This is a genomic window from Streptomyces yaizuensis (assembly GCF_034961445.1).
In the GTDB taxonomy this organism is placed as follows: Bacteria; Actinomycetota; Actinomycetes; order Streptomycetales; family Streptomycetaceae; genus Streptomyces; species Streptomyces yaizuensis.
The window spans coordinates 364,891-380,718 of record NZ_BSBI01000003.1; the positions used below are offsets into that span (position 1 = coordinate 364,891).

17 protein-coding genes are annotated in these 15,828 nt (G+C 73.0%); 7 read left to right on the forward strand and 10 right to left on the reverse strand.

Going from position 1 to position 15,828, the window contains the following annotated elements; all coding sequences use genetic code 11:
• Positions 1–48: 48 nt before the first annotated feature.
• Positions 49–306, reverse strand: a complete 258-nt coding sequence (locus SYYSPA8_RS09890) for a WhiB family transcriptional regulator (RefSeq protein ID WP_003953983.1) — start codon at positions 304–306, stop codon at positions 49–51.
• Positions 307–627: 321 nt separating this feature from the next.
• Positions 628–1,596: a diacylglycerol/lipid kinase family protein gene (locus SYYSPA8_RS09895; protein ID WP_323446649.1), complete on the reverse strand. Its 969-nt coding sequence runs from the start codon at positions 1,594–1,596 to the stop codon at positions 628–630.
• A gap of 121 nt (positions 1,597–1,717) precedes the next feature.
• Between SYYSPA8_RS09895 and SYYSPA8_RS09900 the strand changes: the two genes are divergently transcribed.
• Positions 1,718–2,128, forward strand: a complete 411-nt coding sequence (locus SYYSPA8_RS09900; RefSeq protein WP_323446650.1) for a hypothetical protein — start codon at positions 1,718–1,720, stop codon at positions 2,126–2,128.
• Positions 2,129–2,243: 115 nt separating this feature from the next.
• Here SYYSPA8_RS09900 and SYYSPA8_RS09905 read toward each other — a convergent pair whose 3' ends face one another.
• The 3 genes from SYYSPA8_RS09905 to SYYSPA8_RS09915 form a co-directional block, all read right to left on the reverse strand.
• A complete protein-coding gene (locus SYYSPA8_RS09905; RefSeq protein ID WP_407705970.1) occupies positions 2,244–3,362 on the reverse strand; it encodes an RNA polymerase sigma factor SigF in 1,119 nt (372 codons plus the stop codon).
• Complete coding sequence (locus tag SYYSPA8_RS09910) at positions 3,251–3,664, reverse strand: ATP-binding protein (protein ID WP_323446652.1); 414 nt, start codon at positions 3,662–3,664, stop codon at positions 3,251–3,253. Before SYYSPA8_RS09910 ends, SYYSPA8_RS09905 begins: the two co-directional genes overlap by 112 nt.
• 466 nt (positions 3,665–4,130) lie before the next feature.
• Complete coding sequence (locus SYYSPA8_RS09915) at positions 4,131–4,391, reverse strand: UBP-type zinc finger domain-containing protein (protein ID WP_323446653.1); 261 nt, start codon at positions 4,389–4,391, stop codon at positions 4,131–4,133.
• Between the two features lie 111 nt (positions 4,392–4,502).
• On the opposite strand from SYYSPA8_RS09915, the gene SYYSPA8_RS09920 reads away from it, so the two are divergent.
• A complete protein-coding gene (locus SYYSPA8_RS09920; protein ID WP_323446654.1) occupies positions 4,503–6,125 on the forward strand; it encodes a Na+/H+ antiporter in 1,623 nt (540 codons plus the stop codon).
• On the opposite strand, the gene SYYSPA8_RS09925 is transcribed toward SYYSPA8_RS09920, so the two are convergent.
• Complete coding sequence (locus tag SYYSPA8_RS09925) at positions 6,083–7,099, reverse strand: 1-aminocyclopropane-1-carboxylate deaminase/D-cysteine desulfhydrase (RefSeq protein ID WP_323446655.1); 1,017 nt, start codon at positions 7,097–7,099, stop codon at positions 6,083–6,085. The two genes, SYYSPA8_RS09920 and SYYSPA8_RS09925, sit on opposite strands and share 43 nt — an antisense overlap.
• Positions 7,100–7,513: 414 nt before the next feature.
• Here SYYSPA8_RS09925 and SYYSPA8_RS09930 point away from each other — a divergent pair, with 414 nt between their 5' ends.
• The 4 genes from SYYSPA8_RS09930 to SYYSPA8_RS09945 all read left to right on the forward strand — a co-directional run bounded on the left by SYYSPA8_RS09930 (position 7,514) and on the right by SYYSPA8_RS09945 (position 10,099).
• Entirely contained in the window at positions 7,514–8,545 is a 1,032-nt protein-coding gene (locus tag SYYSPA8_RS09930; RefSeq protein WP_407705971.1) for a family 2 encapsulin nanocompartment cargo protein polyprenyl transferase, read from the forward strand.
• Between the two features lie 153 nt (positions 8,546–8,698).
• Positions 8,699–9,280 carry a dihydrofolate reductase family protein gene (locus SYYSPA8_RS09935; RefSeq protein WP_323446657.1) on the forward strand — a complete coding sequence of 194 codons (582 nt, stop codon included), beginning with the start codon at positions 8,699–8,701 and terminating at the stop codon, positions 9,278–9,280.
• A 62-nt stretch (positions 9,281–9,342) separates the two neighbouring features.
• The gene (locus SYYSPA8_RS09940) at positions 9,343–9,609 is read left to right on the forward strand and encodes a hypothetical protein (protein ID WP_323446658.1); all 267 of its coding nucleotides are present in this window, start codon (positions 9,343–9,345) and stop codon (positions 9,607–9,609) included.
• A 49-nt stretch (positions 9,610–9,658) separates the two neighbouring features.
• Entirely contained in the window at positions 9,659–10,099 is a 441-nt protein-coding gene (locus SYYSPA8_RS09945; protein ID WP_323446659.1) for a DUF6304 family protein, read from the forward strand.
• 111 nt (positions 10,100–10,210) lie between these two features.
• On the opposite strand, the gene snpA is transcribed toward SYYSPA8_RS09945, so the two are convergent.
• Positions 10,211–10,873, reverse strand: a complete 663-nt coding sequence (snpA, locus tag SYYSPA8_RS09950) for a snapalysin (RefSeq protein ID WP_323446660.1) — start codon at positions 10,871–10,873, stop codon at positions 10,211–10,213.
• A 179-nt stretch (positions 10,874–11,052) separates the two neighbouring features.
• On the opposite strand from snpA, the gene SYYSPA8_RS09955 reads away from it, so the two are divergent.
• A complete protein-coding gene (locus tag SYYSPA8_RS09955; protein WP_323446661.1) occupies positions 11,053–12,012 on the forward strand; it encodes a LysR family transcriptional regulator in 960 nt (319 codons plus the stop codon).
• Between the two features lie 79 nt (positions 12,013–12,091).
• On the opposite strand, the gene SYYSPA8_RS09960 is transcribed toward SYYSPA8_RS09955, so the two are convergent.
• The 3 genes from SYYSPA8_RS09960 to sodN all read right to left on the reverse strand — a co-directional run bounded on the left by SYYSPA8_RS09960 (position 12,092) and on the right by sodN (position 15,825).
• The gene (locus SYYSPA8_RS09960; protein ID WP_323446662.1) at positions 12,092–14,419 is read right to left on the reverse strand and encodes a peptidoglycan recognition protein family protein; all 2,328 of its coding nucleotides are present in this window, start codon (positions 14,417–14,419) and stop codon (positions 12,092–12,094) included.
• A gap of 277 nt (positions 14,420–14,696) precedes the next feature.
• Complete coding sequence (locus SYYSPA8_RS09965) at positions 14,697–15,230, reverse strand: NUDIX hydrolase (RefSeq protein WP_323446663.1); 534 nt, start codon at positions 15,228–15,230, stop codon at positions 14,697–14,699.
• 199 nt (positions 15,231–15,429) lie between these two features.
• Positions 15,430–15,825: a superoxide dismutase, Ni gene (sodN, locus tag SYYSPA8_RS09970; RefSeq protein WP_323446664.1), complete on the reverse strand. Its 396-nt coding sequence runs from the start codon at positions 15,823–15,825 to the stop codon at positions 15,430–15,432.
• Between the last annotated feature and the right edge of the window lie 3 nt (positions 15,826–15,828).

Below are 15,828 nucleotides of genomic sequence, written 5' to 3' on the forward strand. Positions count from 1 at the left end.
CGTACACGCTGTACGCGCCGCCGAAACCCAGGCTCGGTGCGGGGCGGCTCAGGCGCTGGCGTTGCGCGCCCGGTTGCGGGCGGCGCGGCGCTTCATCGCGCGGCGCTCGTCCTCGCTGAGGCCACCCCAGACGCCGGAGTCCTGGCCGGACTCAAGCGCCCACTGCAGGCACTGCTCCATGACGGGGCAGCGGCGGCAGACGGCCTTGGCTTCCTCGATCTGCAGCAGCGCAGGACCGGTGTTGCCGATGGGGAAGAAGAGCTCGGGGTCTTCCTCGCGGCAAACGGCGTTGTGACGCCAGTCCATGGCTGCTACCTCTCCTTGGTATTACGTGCAGGTTGCTTGTGAATGTGAACGCTTTCACGAATCCCCCCGCAAGGGAAGGGCCGACCGCCGACACGTCGACGTGTGGTCCAGGGTTTTGAGAGGGGGTTCCGGCGATCTGCGGTCACCCGATCCTGCGGGCCGTCCCGATCGCCATGAAGAGACTCGCAAACCTCGGCGACGGATACAACCCCTTCCGGAAAGTTTTTTTTGATTCTACGGTGTCGACTAGGTCACAGCCGTCATTCCATGGGGTGGAGACCAGTCCGTACGTTCGAGATAAAGGCTGTTTGAGCCTTCTACTCACACAATCACACGCAGTGCACGGCGTACGCCTGTGAACGTCACGCTCGTACGCAGCCCGAGGTGGTCGCCGTCCATCTGGAAAGGCAGCGGGACCTTTGAATTCAAGGTGAACTCGCCGAGGTCATGCAGAGTAATCGCGTGCTTGCCCTGCGCCCCCCGGCTCGGGCTGGACGTGAGCAGCTGGGTGGCGTAGCGCGCCACCGCCGGGGTGGAGAGCCGGGAGAGCCCCAGGACATCGAGGCCGGTGTCGAACGACGCCTTCGGCGACGCGTACACCGGACGGTTCCCCAGGAAGGTCCACGGCGAGGTGTTCGCCACTATGGACAGGACGAGATCGGTGACCGGCTCGTGGCCGGGGCGCTCCAGGGTGAGCTGGCCGTGTATCCGGTGCGGGTCGCCCAGGAACTGGCGGACCACCTGACGCAGATAGAGGGCGTGGGTCGAGCGCTTGCCGCGCTCGCGCTGCTGCTCGACCCGGCCGATCACGCTCGCGTCGAAGCCGACGCCGGCGCAGAAGGTGAACCAGCGCTCCGGGGTGCCCTCGTCCGGGGTGCCCGGGGTGCCGGAGGCGAGCCCGAGGCCCACCGTGCGCTCGCTCTGCTCGGCGAGGGCGGCGAGGATCGCGCCGGTGGCCTCCACGGCGTCGTTCGGCAGGCCGAGCGCGCGGGCGAAGACATTGGTCGAACCGCCGGGGACGACCGCGAGCCGGGGCAGCCGGTCGGGGTCGGGGCCGTCGTGGAGCAGACCATTGACGACCTCGTTGACGGTGCCGTCGCCGCCGAGGGCGACCACCAGGTCGATGTCGTCCGACTCGGCCGCCCGGCGGGCCAGGTCCCGGCCGTGCCCCCGGTACTCCGTGGTGACGGCCTCCAGCTTCATCTCGCTGGCGAGTGCGTGGATCAGTACGTCACGCGTCCGCGCGCTGGTGGTGGTAGCTGCCGGGTTGACCACGAGAAGTGCGCGCATGCGCAGCAGCGTACCCACTGAGGGTGACAGGGGCACAGGCCGGGACCCTCCGGCGGGCCCGGCAAGGCGCCCGGCAAGGCACCCCGTAAGGCGTCCGCGCCCGGCGGCTACCCTTACCGGTGTGACTGAAGACAGGACCCCGCGCCCCGCCCGTCTGACCGCCGCGGCCGCGGTGTCCGCGGTGGAGGGCCTGGCCCTGGTCGGGTACGGCGTCTATCTGCTGGTGATGGGTCTGCTCGGCCGGCCGGAGAGCCCGGTCCAGGCCGAGACGGGCGGAGTGACGCTCATCGCACTCGGCGCCATCCCGCTGATCGCGGCCCGGGGGCTGCTGCTGTGCCGGAGCTGGAGCCGGGGCCCCGCGCTGATCACCCATCTGATGGCGCTGATCCCCGCGTACACGCTGCTGAAGTCGACCGGCGGGCTGATCCCGCTGGGGATCCTGGTCGCGGCGGTCGCGGTCTCGGGCCTGGTGCTGATCGTGAACGCGGAGACCACCCGGGCGCTGGGTATCGGCGCCGCCCGCGACGCCTGACACCCGCCTGGCCGGCCGTGACCGGCAGCACCGCGTGATCGGACGGAACGGGCGGGCCGCGGTCGACGCCGGCCCGCCCCTCGCCCTTCTCCTGCCGTCCTGTCCTGCCGTCCCGCTACTCCTCGACCAGCAGCTTCTCGCGCAGCTGGGCCAGGGTGCGCGCCAGCAGCCGGGAGACGTGCATCTGGGAGATGCCGACCTCCTGCGCGATCTGCGACTGGGTCATGTTGCCGAAGAAGCGCAGCAGCAGGATCCGCTTCTCGCGCGGCGGCAGGTCCTCCAGCAGCGGCTTGAGCGACTCCCGGTACTCGACGCCCTCCAGCGCCTCGTCCTCGGCGCCCAGGGTGTCCGCCACCGCCGGGGACTCGTCGTCCGTGTCGGGGACGTCGAGCGAGAGGGTGGAGTACGCGTTCGCCGACTCCAGGCCCTCCAGGACCTCCTCCTCCGAGATGCCGAGGCGCTCGGCCAGCTCGTGCACGGTGGGGGAGCGGCCGTGCAGCTGGGACAGCTCGGCCGTCGCCGTCGTCAGGGCCAGGCGCAGCTCCTGGAGCCGCCGCGGCACCCGGACCGCCCAGCCCTTGTCCCGGAAGTGGCGCTTGATCTCCCCGACCACGGTCGGGGTGGCATAGGTCGAGAACTCGACCCCCCGCTCCGGGTCGAACCGGTCCACCGACTTGATCAGGCCGATCGTCGCCACCTGTGTCAGGTCGTCCAGTGGCTCCCCGCGGTTGCGGAACCGCCGTGCCAGATGCTCGACCAGCGGCAGATGCATCCGTACCAGCTGGTTGCGCAGCTCGGCCCGCTCCGGGGAGCCGTCGGGCAGCTCGCGCAGCTCGACGAACTTCGCCCGCGCGCCGTTGCGGTCCGGTGTCTCCTGCCCCTGTCCGTGCCCGTGCTCGCTCATACGGCCTGCCCTCTCCCGGCCTTCCACCACACGCGGGGCGCCCCCGGCATCACCGGGAGGGCCACCCCCCGCCCGCGCCCGCTCCACGCCGGCCGCGCCGCGGCCGTCGAGTCCGTCCACCGGGTGCGGCCGGGCCTGCTGCTCCGGGAAGTCATGCACCGGGGGTGGTTCGTTCCGCACCGGACCGTCCTCGTTCCGCACCGGACCGTCCCCGTTCCTCACGCCGGCCCGGGTCCCGCGCCGCGCTGTTTGTACAGGCTGATGGAGACCGTGCGGTCCTCGGCGACCGAGGATTCGACCTTGCCGGCCAGGGCGGAGAGCACCGTCCAGGCGAAGGTCTCCCGCTCCGGCGCCCGGCCGTCCGTGGTCGGCGCGGAGACCGTCACCTCCAGGGAGTCGTCGATGAGCCGGAAGACACAGCTGAGGACGGAGCCGGGGACCGCCTGCTGCAGCAGGATCGCGCACGCCTCGTCGACCGCGATCCGCAGATCCTCGATCTCGTCGAGGGTGAAGTCCAACCGTGCCGCGAGACCGGCCGTGGCCGTCCGCAACACCGACAGATAGGCACCCGCAGCGGGCAGCCGGACTTCCACGAAGTCCTGGGTCCCGGGCTCGCCTGCGATCTGGGACACCCTCACCTCCAAGTGGCACAAGCTCTTTCCGGGCCGCGGGAGAAAGGTCCCGAAGCCGTCGCTACGCAGTCCGTACGTAGCCGGTACTGGCCCGGCGACGCTATCGCGATCCATGGTGCGCTGTCGCCGGGCCCCCCTCCTCCGCCTCGATCACTCATGGTAAGCATATGACCACACACGGTGGCTAGGGGTTGGAGGCTCAAATGTGAGGAAGGGGTGGATGGTTGACGTACCCGCACGTGGGGCCGTCGAACCGTGGTGCGGGCCGGAGATGGCCACGATCCGATCATCACACTGTGTGACGATGGTGGGCGCGGCCTGTGCCCGGTGCCGGCGGGACGCGGCGGGGACCCCGTCGCACGGCGGCTCTTTCCCGCCGCCCCGGGGGCGGGAAGGCAGGCCGGTGTCGGGGCGCGGGCCTGCGCGGTACCGCGTGCTCCTGCGCCGTCCTGCGGTGTCCGCGGCGTCAGACCAGGGACTCGTCCACGAAGCACCACCGCCAGTCCTCGCCCGGCTCGAAGCTCCTCATCACCGGGTGACCCGTCCCGGCGAAGTGCGCGGTGGCGTGTTGCAGCGGTGAGGAGTCGCAGCAGCCGACATGGCCGCACTCCAGGCAGAGCCGCAGATGGACCGGGACGGTACCGGCGGCCACGCACTCCGGACAGGTATCGCTCGCCGGGGCGGGCTCAGGGCGGGGCAACCCGGCGATGTGCGGACACTCGCTCATGATGGCCAGGTTACGGCGATGACGGCGCGCCGTCCCGGCGAACCGGTCCTCGGGGGATCGGCCCCTCGCGGCGGCGGCGCCGATCCCCCGAGGACCGGAGAGGACCGGAGCATGGACGCACTCTCCCTGGTGGCCCTGATCGCGGCGAGTGCCGTGATCGCCGGGGCCGCCGGCCGGACGCCCGTGGCGGCGCCCCTCATCCTGGTGACCGCCGGACTCGTGGGCGCCTATCTGCCGGGCGTGCCCGACTACACACTCGATCCGCACATCGTCCTGCCGCTGCTGCTGCCGCCCCTGCTCCACCTCGCCGCCCTCGACGCCTCCTATCTGGACCTGCGGGCCAACGCGCGGCCCATCGCCCTGCTGTCGGTGGGCTATGTGCTCTTCGCCACCGTCGCCGTCGGCCTGCTGCTCCATCTGCTGGTGCCGGCGGTCCCGCTGACCGCCGCCCTGGTGTTCGGCGCGGTCGTCGCGCCCCCGGACGCCGTCGCCGCCACCGCGATCGCCCGCCGGCTGCGGCTGCCGCACCGGATCACCACCATCCTCCAGGGCGAGTCCCTGGTGAACGACGCCACCGCCATCACCGCGTTCAAGGTCGCCGTGGCCGCCGCGATCGGCGAGGGGGCCAGCTGGGCGGGGGGTGCGGAGGAGTTCGCGCTCGCCGCCCTCGGCGGCGTCGGGGTCGGCCTGGTGCTCATGGTCCCGCTGCACTGGCTCCGCACCCATCTGCGCGAACCCCTGCTCCAGAACACCCTGTCGCTGCTGATCCCCTTCGTCGCCTACGCCGCCGCCGAGCAGGTGCACGCCTCCGGGGTGCTCGCCGTGGTCGTCGTGGGGCTCTATCTCGGCCACCGCCGCTGGCAGGTCGACTTCGCCACCCGGCTCCAGGAGGGGGCCGTCTGGAAGATGGTCGCCTTCGTCCTGGAGTCCACCGTCTTCCTGCTGATCGGGCTCCAGCTGCCGTACGTCGTCCGGGGCCTCGGCGACACCGGCGTCGCCGAGGCGCTGGGGTACGCCGTCGCCGTGTTCGTCTTCGTCGTGGTGGTGCGGTACGTGTGGGTCTTCCCCGGCACCTATCTGCCGTGGGTCCTCTCCCGCCGGATCAGGGAGCGGGAGGCGCGGGAGATCACCTGGAAGGGCCCGGTCATCGTCGGCTGGGCCGGGATGCGCGGGGTGGTCTCGCTCGCCATCGCCTTCTCGATCCCCCAGGTCACCCTGGCGGGCGACCCCTTCCCCGCGCGCAATCTGATCCTGTTCCTGACCTTCACGACGGTGATCGGCACGCTGGTGGTGCAGGGGCTGACCCTGCCCGCGCTGATCCGGGCGCTGCGGCTGCCGCAGCCGGACGCGCAGGCCGAGACCCTGGCGGAGGCGCAGGCGCAGAGCGAGGCGTCCCGGGCGGCGGACGCGCGCCTCGACGAGCTGCTGCGGGACGAGCGCAACGCCCTGCCCCAGCCGCTGGAGGAGCGGCTGCGCGCCGTCCTGGAGCGGCGGCGCAACGCCGTGTGGGAGCGGCTGGGGGCCGTCAACGAGGTGACGGGGGAGACGACGGACGCCACCTACCGGCGGCTGGCAGGGGAGCTGATCGAGACCGAGCGCACGGTCTTCGTCCAGCTGCGGGACGCGCGGCGGATCGACGACGAGATGATGCGGACGCTGCTGCGCCGGCTGGACCTGGAGGAGGCCGCCGCCTACCGCGAGGAGGAGGACGGGGACGCGTCGGGGTCGGCGTGACCGGTGACCACGGCGACGACGGTGGTGCCGGGGGCGAAGGCGCCCTCCTCGGCGAGCGTGGTCAGGCCGTGCAGCATCTTGGCCACGTACACCCGCTCCAGGGCGAGACCGTGCGCGGCTTCGAAGCCGTCCGCGAAGCGGGCCAGCTCCGGCGACGTCCGGGCGTAGCCGCCGGCGTGGAAGCGGCCGTCCAGGGTCCAGTCGCCCCGGCGGCCGCCGAAGGCGTCGTGCTGGAGCCGCAGGACCTCGTCCGCGAGGAAGTCCCCGCGCAGGACGGGGAAGCCGATCGCGCGGGCGCCCGGCGCGAGCCCCGCCGCGAGCCCCGCGAGCGTACCGCCGGTGCCGCAGGCGACCCCGGCCACGACAGGGCCGTACGGGGCCGTCCACGGGGCCGCGGCCGGGCCGGTGGCGAGTTCGCGGCCGAGGCCGGCGCAGCCGCGTGCGGCGAGGGCGTTGCTGCCGCCCTCGGGTATCACGTACACCTCGCCGTCCGGGGCGGCCCGCTCCACCAGCCGGGCCAGCACCTCCGGCTCGTCCTTGCGGCGGTAGGAGCCCCGGTCGGCGAAGACCAGCCGCATGCCGTCGGCCGCGCAGCGGGCCAGCGAGGGGTTGAGCGGGCGGGAGGCCAGTTCGTCGCCCCGGACGACGCCGATGGTCGGGCAGCCGAGCAGCCGTCCGGCGGCGGCGGTCGCCCGCAGGTGGTTGGAGTAGGCGCCACCGAAGGTGAGCAGGGGCCGCCCGGCGGCCGCCCGCAGATTGGGCGCGAGTTTGCGCCATTTGTTGCCCGGCAGCTCGGGGTGGACCAGGTCGTCCCGCTTGAGCAGCAGACGCAGTCCGCGCCGCGTGAACCGCTCGTCGTCGACCCGCTGGAGGGGGGAGGGCGGCCGGGGCCGCAGGGCGGCGGGGCCGGCAGGAGCGGGGGGACCGGGCGGACCGGGGGGACCGGGCAGGTCGGCGGGGACTTCCGGAGGCATATGCCCATTGTCGCAGCGCCCCTTCCGGCGGGCTCGCGGTACGGCCGCGCCCCGGGGACGGGGGAGGGTCCGGCGCGTCCGGGGGATCCGGACGCGCGGTGGTGCGAGAGGGCGTACGGAGGTGCGACACGGCGCGGGACGGGAGCGCGGGACGGGGTGCGTACGGTGGCGCAATCGTTTTGGTCACAACTTCATTGCCGGGGTGAGTCGTTCGGTTTGTGTGCGAGCCGATCCGGTCATCCACTCGGCAGTTCGCGAAGTTCCTCCCTCCCGTGCCCCGGCGGTGGGAATGTAGTCCCATCCGTTTGTGTAATGGTGCTAGGACTCTGCGTGCTGAAAGGCTTCTCTCGTGGGTCGGCGGCGAACGGATGACCCGCCGCTCCACCGCATGACCGAGAGGACAGACCGTTGACCATGTCGGAGGCCATCGAGGGCCGTGCCGCCCTCGCGCTGCTGGAGCGCGCCCGGGCGGTGGTCGACCCCCCGCTGCGGACCGCGCTCGACACCCTCCCGGGCCCGCTGCGCCGGATCGCGCTCTACCACTTCGGCTGGGAGGACGCCGACGGCGCCCCGGCCGACGGGGGCGCGGGCAAGGCCGTCAGGCCCGCGCTCGTCCTCGCCGCCGCGCGGGCGCTGGGCGGCGACCCCCTCACGGCCGTGCCCGCCGCGGTCGCGGTGGAGCTGGCGCACAACTTCACCCTGCTCCACGACGACGTCATCGACCGGGACCCCACCCGCCGTCACCGGCCCACGGCCTGGACCGTCTTCGGTGTCGCGGACGCCGTCATCGCCGGTGACGCCCTCTTCGCGCTGGCGCTGCGGATCCTCGCCGAGGACCCGCACCCGGCGTCGGCCGCCGCCGCCGGACGGCTGTCCGCCTGCGTCATCGAGCTGTGCGGCGGGCAGCAGGCGGACTGCGCCTTCGAGGGGCGCGGCCCCCGCGAGGTCTCGCTCGCGGAGTGCGTGGAGATGGCGATCGCCAAGACGGGGGCGCTGCTGGGCTGCTCCTGCGCCCTGGGCGCGCTGTACGCGGGGGCCGAGCCGGAGCGGATCGCCGCGCTGGACACCTTCGGCCGCGAGGCCGGGCTCGCCTTCCAGCTGATCGACGATCTGATCGGCATCTGGGGGGATCCGGCGCGCACCGGCAAGCCGGCCGGGGCGGATCTGGTCGCGCACAAGAAGTCGCTGCCGGTGGTGGCGGCGCTCCGGTCCGGCACCCCCGCGGGCGCGGAGCTGGCCCGGCTCTACCGGACCCCGCTGACCGGCGCGGACGTCCGCAGGGCGGCCGACGCCGTGGAGCGGGCCGGGGGGCGGGACTGGGCGCAGCTCCAGGCCGCCGACCGGATGGCGGGCGCGGTGCAGGAGCTGTCCCGGGCGGTGCCGGACCCGGCGGCGGCGGGCGATCTGCTGGACCTGGCGGAGTTCGTCACACGGCGCAGCCGCTGACCCCCGCGGGCCCCGCGACAGGGGCCCGGCGCGGTGCGCGCGGAACACCCTTGCCAAGCCACTACGGATGGAGCACTATGAGTGGAGTGGTCGAGCGGCCCGCCCGCTCGCCGCACCCATCGCCCTGCTCCATCCCCTGACGACAGGACCGGTTTGCGCAAGCTCAGCTACTACGTCGCGGTCTCCATCGACGGCTTCATCGGAGCCCCGGACGGTGACGCGGCCTTCTTCAACACCTACGTCCACGGCGAGTACCTCGACTACCTCAGGACCGAGGGCGCGGACACCCTGCCGACCCCCGCGCGGCGGCTGTTCGGCATCGAATCCGTGCCGAACTCCCGCTTCGACACGGTCATCCAGGGCCGGGCCAGCTATGAACTGGCCCTCGCCGAAGGGATCACCAGCCCGTACGCGCACCTGCGCGAGCTGGTCGTCTCCCGCAGCATCACCGAGTTCCCCGACCCCCATGTCGAGATCGTCTCCGGGGACATCGCCGCCCGGGTGCGGGAGCTGAAGCGCGAGGACGGCCTCGGCATCTACCTCTGCGGCGGCGCGGACGTCGCCGGGCAGCTCCGGGACGAGGTGGACGAGCTGGTGATCAAGACGTATCCGGTGGTCCTCGGCTCCGGGATGCCCATGTTCGCGGCGGGGTTCCGGATCGACGCGTTCGCGCTGGAGTCGCTGCGTTCCTTCGACAACGGGGTCGTCGTGCGCACCTACCGCCGGCAGCGCTGACCCGCGCCCCGGCCCCGGCCTCCCGGCTGTCCGGGGCGCCCCGCGCGCCGTACGCTGGAGGCATGACCAGCGATGGACGCGGGACCGTCCGCGGCCCGCGGGCCGAGCCCCGGTGCCCGGTCTGCGGCCTGCCCGTCGGGACGGTCATCACCCGCCGCAAGACCCTGGGGGCGTTCGTCCCCTCCTGGGGCCCCGGGCCCTGCCGTAACGCCGAGTGCGCCGCCTTCGCCGAGCCGCCCGCCCGCGCCCTCCACCCCGCCGGACGGCACCCCGCGGGCCGGGCGGGACGGCCGGAAGGCGACCCCGGCGCGCGCTCCGGCGCGGTCTGAACCATCCCTGCCGTTCAGCGGAGTTCCCGGTACCGCTACAGTCCGCGCCATGTCATCGGAGTCGACTGAAGTCTGGGCGGGCTGGTACCGCGACCGACGGGGCGCGGAAGCGGTCACGATCGCGGCGCACGGACGGCAACTGCGCACGCGCATCAGGGGTGTTGAGTACGAAGGGGCCGCCATCGCCGCCCTGGAGGCGGTCGGGACGGAGGGCGTGCTGCTCTCCTCCTGCGTACTGGAGTGGGACATACCGCTGCCCGTCCACACGGACGGGACCGTCGAACGGGCCACGCTGAGCTGTCTGCTGACCCTCGGTGAGCTACGGCCCGAGGGCGCCCTGGACCGGGCGGACCTCCAGCTGACCCTGCACTACGCCGGGGCGGCCTTCGCCTCCGGGATCGCCGGGGGCGACTTCGACGGCGCCCTCGGCCGGATCCGCGAACAGCTGCCGCCGGGGGCCGAGCTGGGCGCGCTCCGGCCCGCCGCCTGAGCGGCCCGCGGCGCGAGCACGCGAAGGGCGCCCCGCCGCGGCAGGCGGGGCGCCCTCGTACGCGTTCCGGAACCGTCCGGACCCGGGTGTGGTCCGGACGGCGGGGTCAGGTCAGGAGACCTGCTTCATCGCCGACGCGAGCCCGGAGGCCCAGATGGCGTTGACCCGGGCGCGCTCGGCGGCGTTCGGCACGGCGTTGGTGCACGAGGGGCCGGGGCCGCCGCCCGACATCAGCTCGGAGCACGGGCCCCGGTAGTTGTCCGGCAGACCGAGCACGTGCCCGGTCTCGTGGGACGTCACGCGGTACGAGTCGTACTGCTGGTTCTGCCGGTAGTCGAGGAAGATGTAGCCCCGGCCGCGGCCGTCGGTGCTCGCGTAGGAGCCCCGGGAGTCATTTCCCTCGTAGTAGCGGAAGCTGGGGTTCGAGCCCTCCTGGAGCCGGATGTTGGCGACCGAGCTGTTCCAGATCTGGGTGGAGCGGGCTATCTGGGCGCGGAAGGTGGGGGCGCCCGCCGCGTTGTAGGTGACGGTGACCACCCGGGCGCCCGGGTTGGCCTTGCGCTTCTCGGCGACGGACTTCAGGACGGCCGCGAAGAACGCCTCGTTCGCCCTGCTGTCCTCCTTCGAGCCCTCGTAGGCGGCGTAGGGCGCGGCGGTGGTCGGGGCGGCGGCCGCGGGGGACTCCGGCGCGACGGCGGCGGACGCGGGCACCGCGCCGAGGGCGGCGGCGAGGGCGGCACCGAGGGCCGGGACGATGATTCTGGAGTGACGCATGTGGGGGGCTCCTACTCCTCCGGTGAACGGATTCGGTAGGGGGAGTTTCCGGCAGGGAACCCCGCGGGGGGATGATGCCAAACAGCGATAACACCAGCCAATCGTCATGTCCATGTCCGTCCGTCATGCCCGGACTATGTGTCTGGTGTGGCGGCTGGAATCGGTCCTACTCTCGGGTCATGCAGCTCGAAGTGAGGCATCTGCGCGTCCTGTGCGCCATCGCGGACACCGGCAGTGTGCACAAGGCCGCACGCCGGCTCGGAGTCAGCCAGCCCTCGCTGACGACTCAGCTCCGGCGGATCGAGAAGGCCCTCGGCGCCGAACTGTTCTGGCGGGAGCGGTCCGGCTGCCGGCCCACACCGGTGGGCCGCGCGGTGCTCACCCGGGCCCGCCCCCTGCTGGCCGACATGAGCGCCCTCGTCGTCGAGGCGAAGGCCGCCGCCGCCCACTCCGGCGGCCCCCGCCTGCGCATCGGCTCCACCGCCAGCCGCGCCCTGCCCGGCTGGCTCGGCAGGCTGCGCCAGCGACTGGCCGGAACCGATATCTCCCTGCACATGGACGTATCGGCCAACGCCCTGCTGCGGATGGTCGCCGAGGGCCAGCTCGACGTCGCCTTCGTCCACGAGGTGGAGGGCTGCCCGCTGCTGCTGCCCGAAGGGGTCGCCCTCCGCGTCCTGCTGGAGCGCGAACCGCAGTTCGTCTCGCTGCCGCGCGACCACCCGGCCGCCCTCGCCCCCGTGGTGGAGCTGGCGGACCTGGCACAGGACCGCTGGATCGTCGACCCGACCGTCGACGGCGAGTGGGACGGGCTGCGCCGGGTGCTCCAGGACGCCGGGATCACCCCGTCCATCCTGCACGGCGACTACCACACCGCCGCCTCCCTGATCGCGGCCGGCGAGGCCGTCGCCCCCTGCCAGCCGACCTCGGGAGCCGGCGAGGAGACGGCGGTGCGCCCGCTGCGCGGCGACCCGCTCGCGGTCCGGCTGCTGCTCTGCTCGGGACCCGGCACCGGGGACCGGTACGCGGCGGTGTACGCGGATCTCCAGGCGGCCTACCGGGACGTGGCGTCCGGCGCGGTGGCGTACCGGCAGTGGCTGCTGCGACACAAGAGCCCGCTGCTGACGGCCCCCGCCGCCTGACCGCCGTACCTCCGCACGAACCGGGAGCGCCCCCGTACCGACGTCGGTACGGGGGCGCTCAGGAACGGGTGCGCGGCGGCTACTTGAGGTAGACGAGCCCGTCCGTGGTGATCGTGGGACGTCCGGTGGTCCCGGCCACCACGATCTTCACCGTGTGCTTGCCGCTCGTGCTCCAGGACTGGGTCCAGAGCGCGTCACGGTACTTGGTGGTCGTCGACTTCAGATCGACGGTCTGCGTCTTCTTGCCGTCCACATAGATGTGCACCTGCCCCGACGTGGCGGCCCTGGAGACCACCAGCGCGGCCGAACGGCCGGTGAAGGTCCAGGTCAGCGAGGCGTTCCGGGTGCCGCTGGAGAGGGACTTGCCGCCGAGGTAGCTGGTGGAGGACTTGGCGGCCCACGTGCCGGTCTTCGCCGCCGAGGTCTCCTGGAGGATCACCGGGGAGCCGCTGACCGACCCGGAGGCGGTGTTGCCCGCCTGGTCCTGCGCGGTCAGCGCGAACGCGGTGGTGGCGGCCGGCTTCGCGGTGTGCGAGGCGCTCGTGGCCGTCGGGCCGTAGACGGCCTTCACCGGGGCCGTCAGCCGGACCTCCTTCAGCGCGGCGGTGTCGGCCGCCTTCCAGCCCAGGGTGAGCGGCACGGCGGTGGCGTTCACCGTGGCCTTGCGGAGCGTCAGCGACGGCGCCGTCGTGAAGCGGGGCGCGGTGGCGTCGGCGACCACGGTCACGCTCGCGCCGCCCTTGTTGTTGCCGGACTGGTGGACGCCCCGCACCTGCACGGTACGGGTCCCGGCGGCCAGGGTCGCCTTCGCGGAGGTCGCGGTGGCGGGCGCGGTGGCCACCACCTTGCCGTCCACGAGCAGTTCGTACCTGCCGATGAGGGAGGCCGGCGTGGTGGCCGACCAGTTCACCGTGACGGGCCCCTTGGCGTAGTACGTGGACCCGGCGCGGGTCGCGCCGCCGACCGAGGTCACGCTGATCCCGTTGACCTGGCCGCCCGCCAGCTCGCGGATGGCGCCGAGACGGGCGTACAGCTTCGCCCCCGGGCAGACGGTGTTGTAGTCGTCGCGGTGCGAGTGGATCGCGGGCCGGGAGACGACATCGCCCTTCTTCCAGCGCGCACCGGCGAAGTTGACGCCGTCGGCGCCCGCGGTGAGCTGGGCGGTGCCGGTCGGCGGGACCTTGTACTGCCCCAGCTTCCAGGCGGAGAGGCGGGCCAGCGACGTCAGCACGGCCTGCGGCGGCTCGACGGTGTCGTAGTCACCGAGCACGGACACGCCGCTCGTCTCCGAGTTGAAGCCGTAGGAGTGGGCGCCCATCACGGGCTGGTCCACACCGCCCTTGCGGCCCTCGTAGATCACACCGCACCGGTCGACGAGGAAGTTGTAGCCGATGTCCTTCCAGCCGCGCTCCTTCACGTGGTACGCGTAGATGCCCTGCACCAGGGTCGGCCCGTCCGTGCAGGCGTAGGTGCTGGAGCCGGTGGTGTGGTGCACGACCATGGCCTTGACGACCCCGCCGGGGAGATAGCCGGGCGGCTCCGGGCTGATCGTCTCGTCCGCCCGCCAGCCCGTGCGCGAGGTGATGGGCGGCCGCGGCGCGGTCGACGGCGGACCGGCCGTGGGGGTGGGCGTGGGCGAGGCCGTCGTCGGCACGGCCGTCGGGGCGGACGGCGAGGGCGCCACCGTGGACGGTACGGGGGACTGCGTCGGCGCGGTGGTCGGCGGGGTGGTCGTGGGAGCCGGGGAACCCGAGGGAACCGGCGGCTCGGACGCGCCGGGACCGGTCCCCGTGCCGTCCGTCGGCACCGGCGACGACGGAGTCGGCGCCTGCCCGGTCGGGGTCGCCTGCTCCGGCGACGGGGTCAGCTCGGCCGCGTAACCGGCGGGCTCCATCCCCGAGGTCCGGCCGGTGCCGGGGTCGATCATCGCCAGCCGCAGCCCCCGGGGCAGCGCGCCGGACTTCCCGTCGATCCGTACCTCGACCCCGTCGGAGGGGCCGACCCAGGCCGGCTCGGTGCCGCCGCGCCCGCTCTCGCCCGGGTCGGGGGAGTCGTGGGACTCCAGCTCGCGCCAGGCGGACCAGTCCCCCGAGCCGGTGGCCCGGGTGCGGACCTCGACCTTCCCGGCGACCCGGGCGGACGGGTCGGTCCAGGTGACCCCCAGCATGCTGAACGTGTCGGTGCTCTGCCGGGGGAGGGCCGCGCTGCTCCGCGACCGGTCCACGGCTATGTTCTCGGTGCGTATCTCGCTCGTGGCGGGGCCCGGCGGTACCGTGTCGGCCCCGGCGGCCGCCACGGCCCGTTCACCGGAGTCCCCGGATTCCCCGGGGAGCGCCTGGACCACCAGGACCCCGGTCACCGCCGCGGCCACCACCGAGGCCGCCCCCACCCAACGACGTCTGCTCATCTTGGCTCGGTCTTCCTTTCCCTCGGGAACGCTGCGTCGCAAGCTACCCGAGGGGCGGAAGTGATAATGGAAGCGGGCTCTCCCCTTCCGACCGACGGCGGGTCGATCCGTGGGCGGGGTGGCCGGTCAAGCCCCGTATGTCCCTGATACGGGGGACGTTGGCCGGACGGCGCCGGTTCGCCACCGCGCGGTGATAGCACGTGATGACGCCGAAGCCGCCGAAGCCGCCGAAGCCGCCGGGCCCTGAGGGCGGCCGGTTCTTGAGGGCGGCCGGGCCCTACGCCGCCGTCGCCTCGTCCAGCAGCAGATAGAGCAGCCCGAGCAGACTGCCCCCGCTGACGATCTCCCGCCGGTCCACCATGCCCCGTACCTCCCGCAGCGGGACCCATTCGATCCGGTCGGATTCGTTCAGCTCGGTCGGCGGCCCGGCCCAGTGCGCGCCGTCGGCCCGGAAGACATGGTGCTCCGAGTCCGTGATGCCGTTCGCCGGCTGCGCGTACACCAGCGGCCGCAGCGGCCCGGGACGCCAGCCGGTCTCCTCCTCCACCTCCCGGGCGGCGGTCTGCTCCGGGGTCTCGCCCGCCTCGATCAGCCCCATCGGCAGCTCCCACCCCCAGGTGTCCGTGATGAACCGGTGCCGCCACATCATCAGCACCCGCCGCCGGTCCACCACGGCGGCGACCGCCAGATGCCGCATCCGCACCACATGGTGCTCAAAGCGGAGCCCGTCGGGCTGCTGGACGTCCGCCAGCCAGAGATTGACCCACTGGTTGTCATAGATCTGGCGCTCGCCGTGGACCGTCCAGCGCATTGCCCAACTCCTCGTGATCACAACGCCGCTCCGGGATGTCGGGACCACTCTCCACGCTCACCACCGGCCCGCCCTACGCGCGCTCACCCGTACGGCTGACGGCACGGCCGCGCCCCGCGCACCGGCGCCGGGAACGACGACGGCGGCCCCGCCCCCGAGGGGAGCCGGGCCGCCGCGCGCCGACCAGGAGAGGAGGGTTTCAGCCCTTCTTGGTCTCCCAGAAGATGCGGTCGATCTCGGCGATCAGCTCCAGCGCCCGCTCGCCCGTCTTCGGGTCCGTGGAGGCCTTGGCCGCCGAGAGCGCCTTCAGGGTGTCGTTGACGAGCGTGTGCAGCTCGGGGAACTTCTCGAAGTGCGGCGGCTTGAAGTAGTCGCTCCACAGGACCGAGACATGGTGCTTGGCCAGCTCGGCGCGCTGCTCCTTGATGACCGTGGCGCGAGCGCGGAAGTGCGCGTCCTCGTTGGCCAGGTACTTCTCCTGGACGGCCTTGACCGACTCGGCCTCGATCCGGGCCTGGGCCGGGTCGTACACGCCGCAGGGCAGGTCGCAGTGGGCACTGACCTTCACCCGGGGGGCGAACAGGCGGGAAAGCATGCG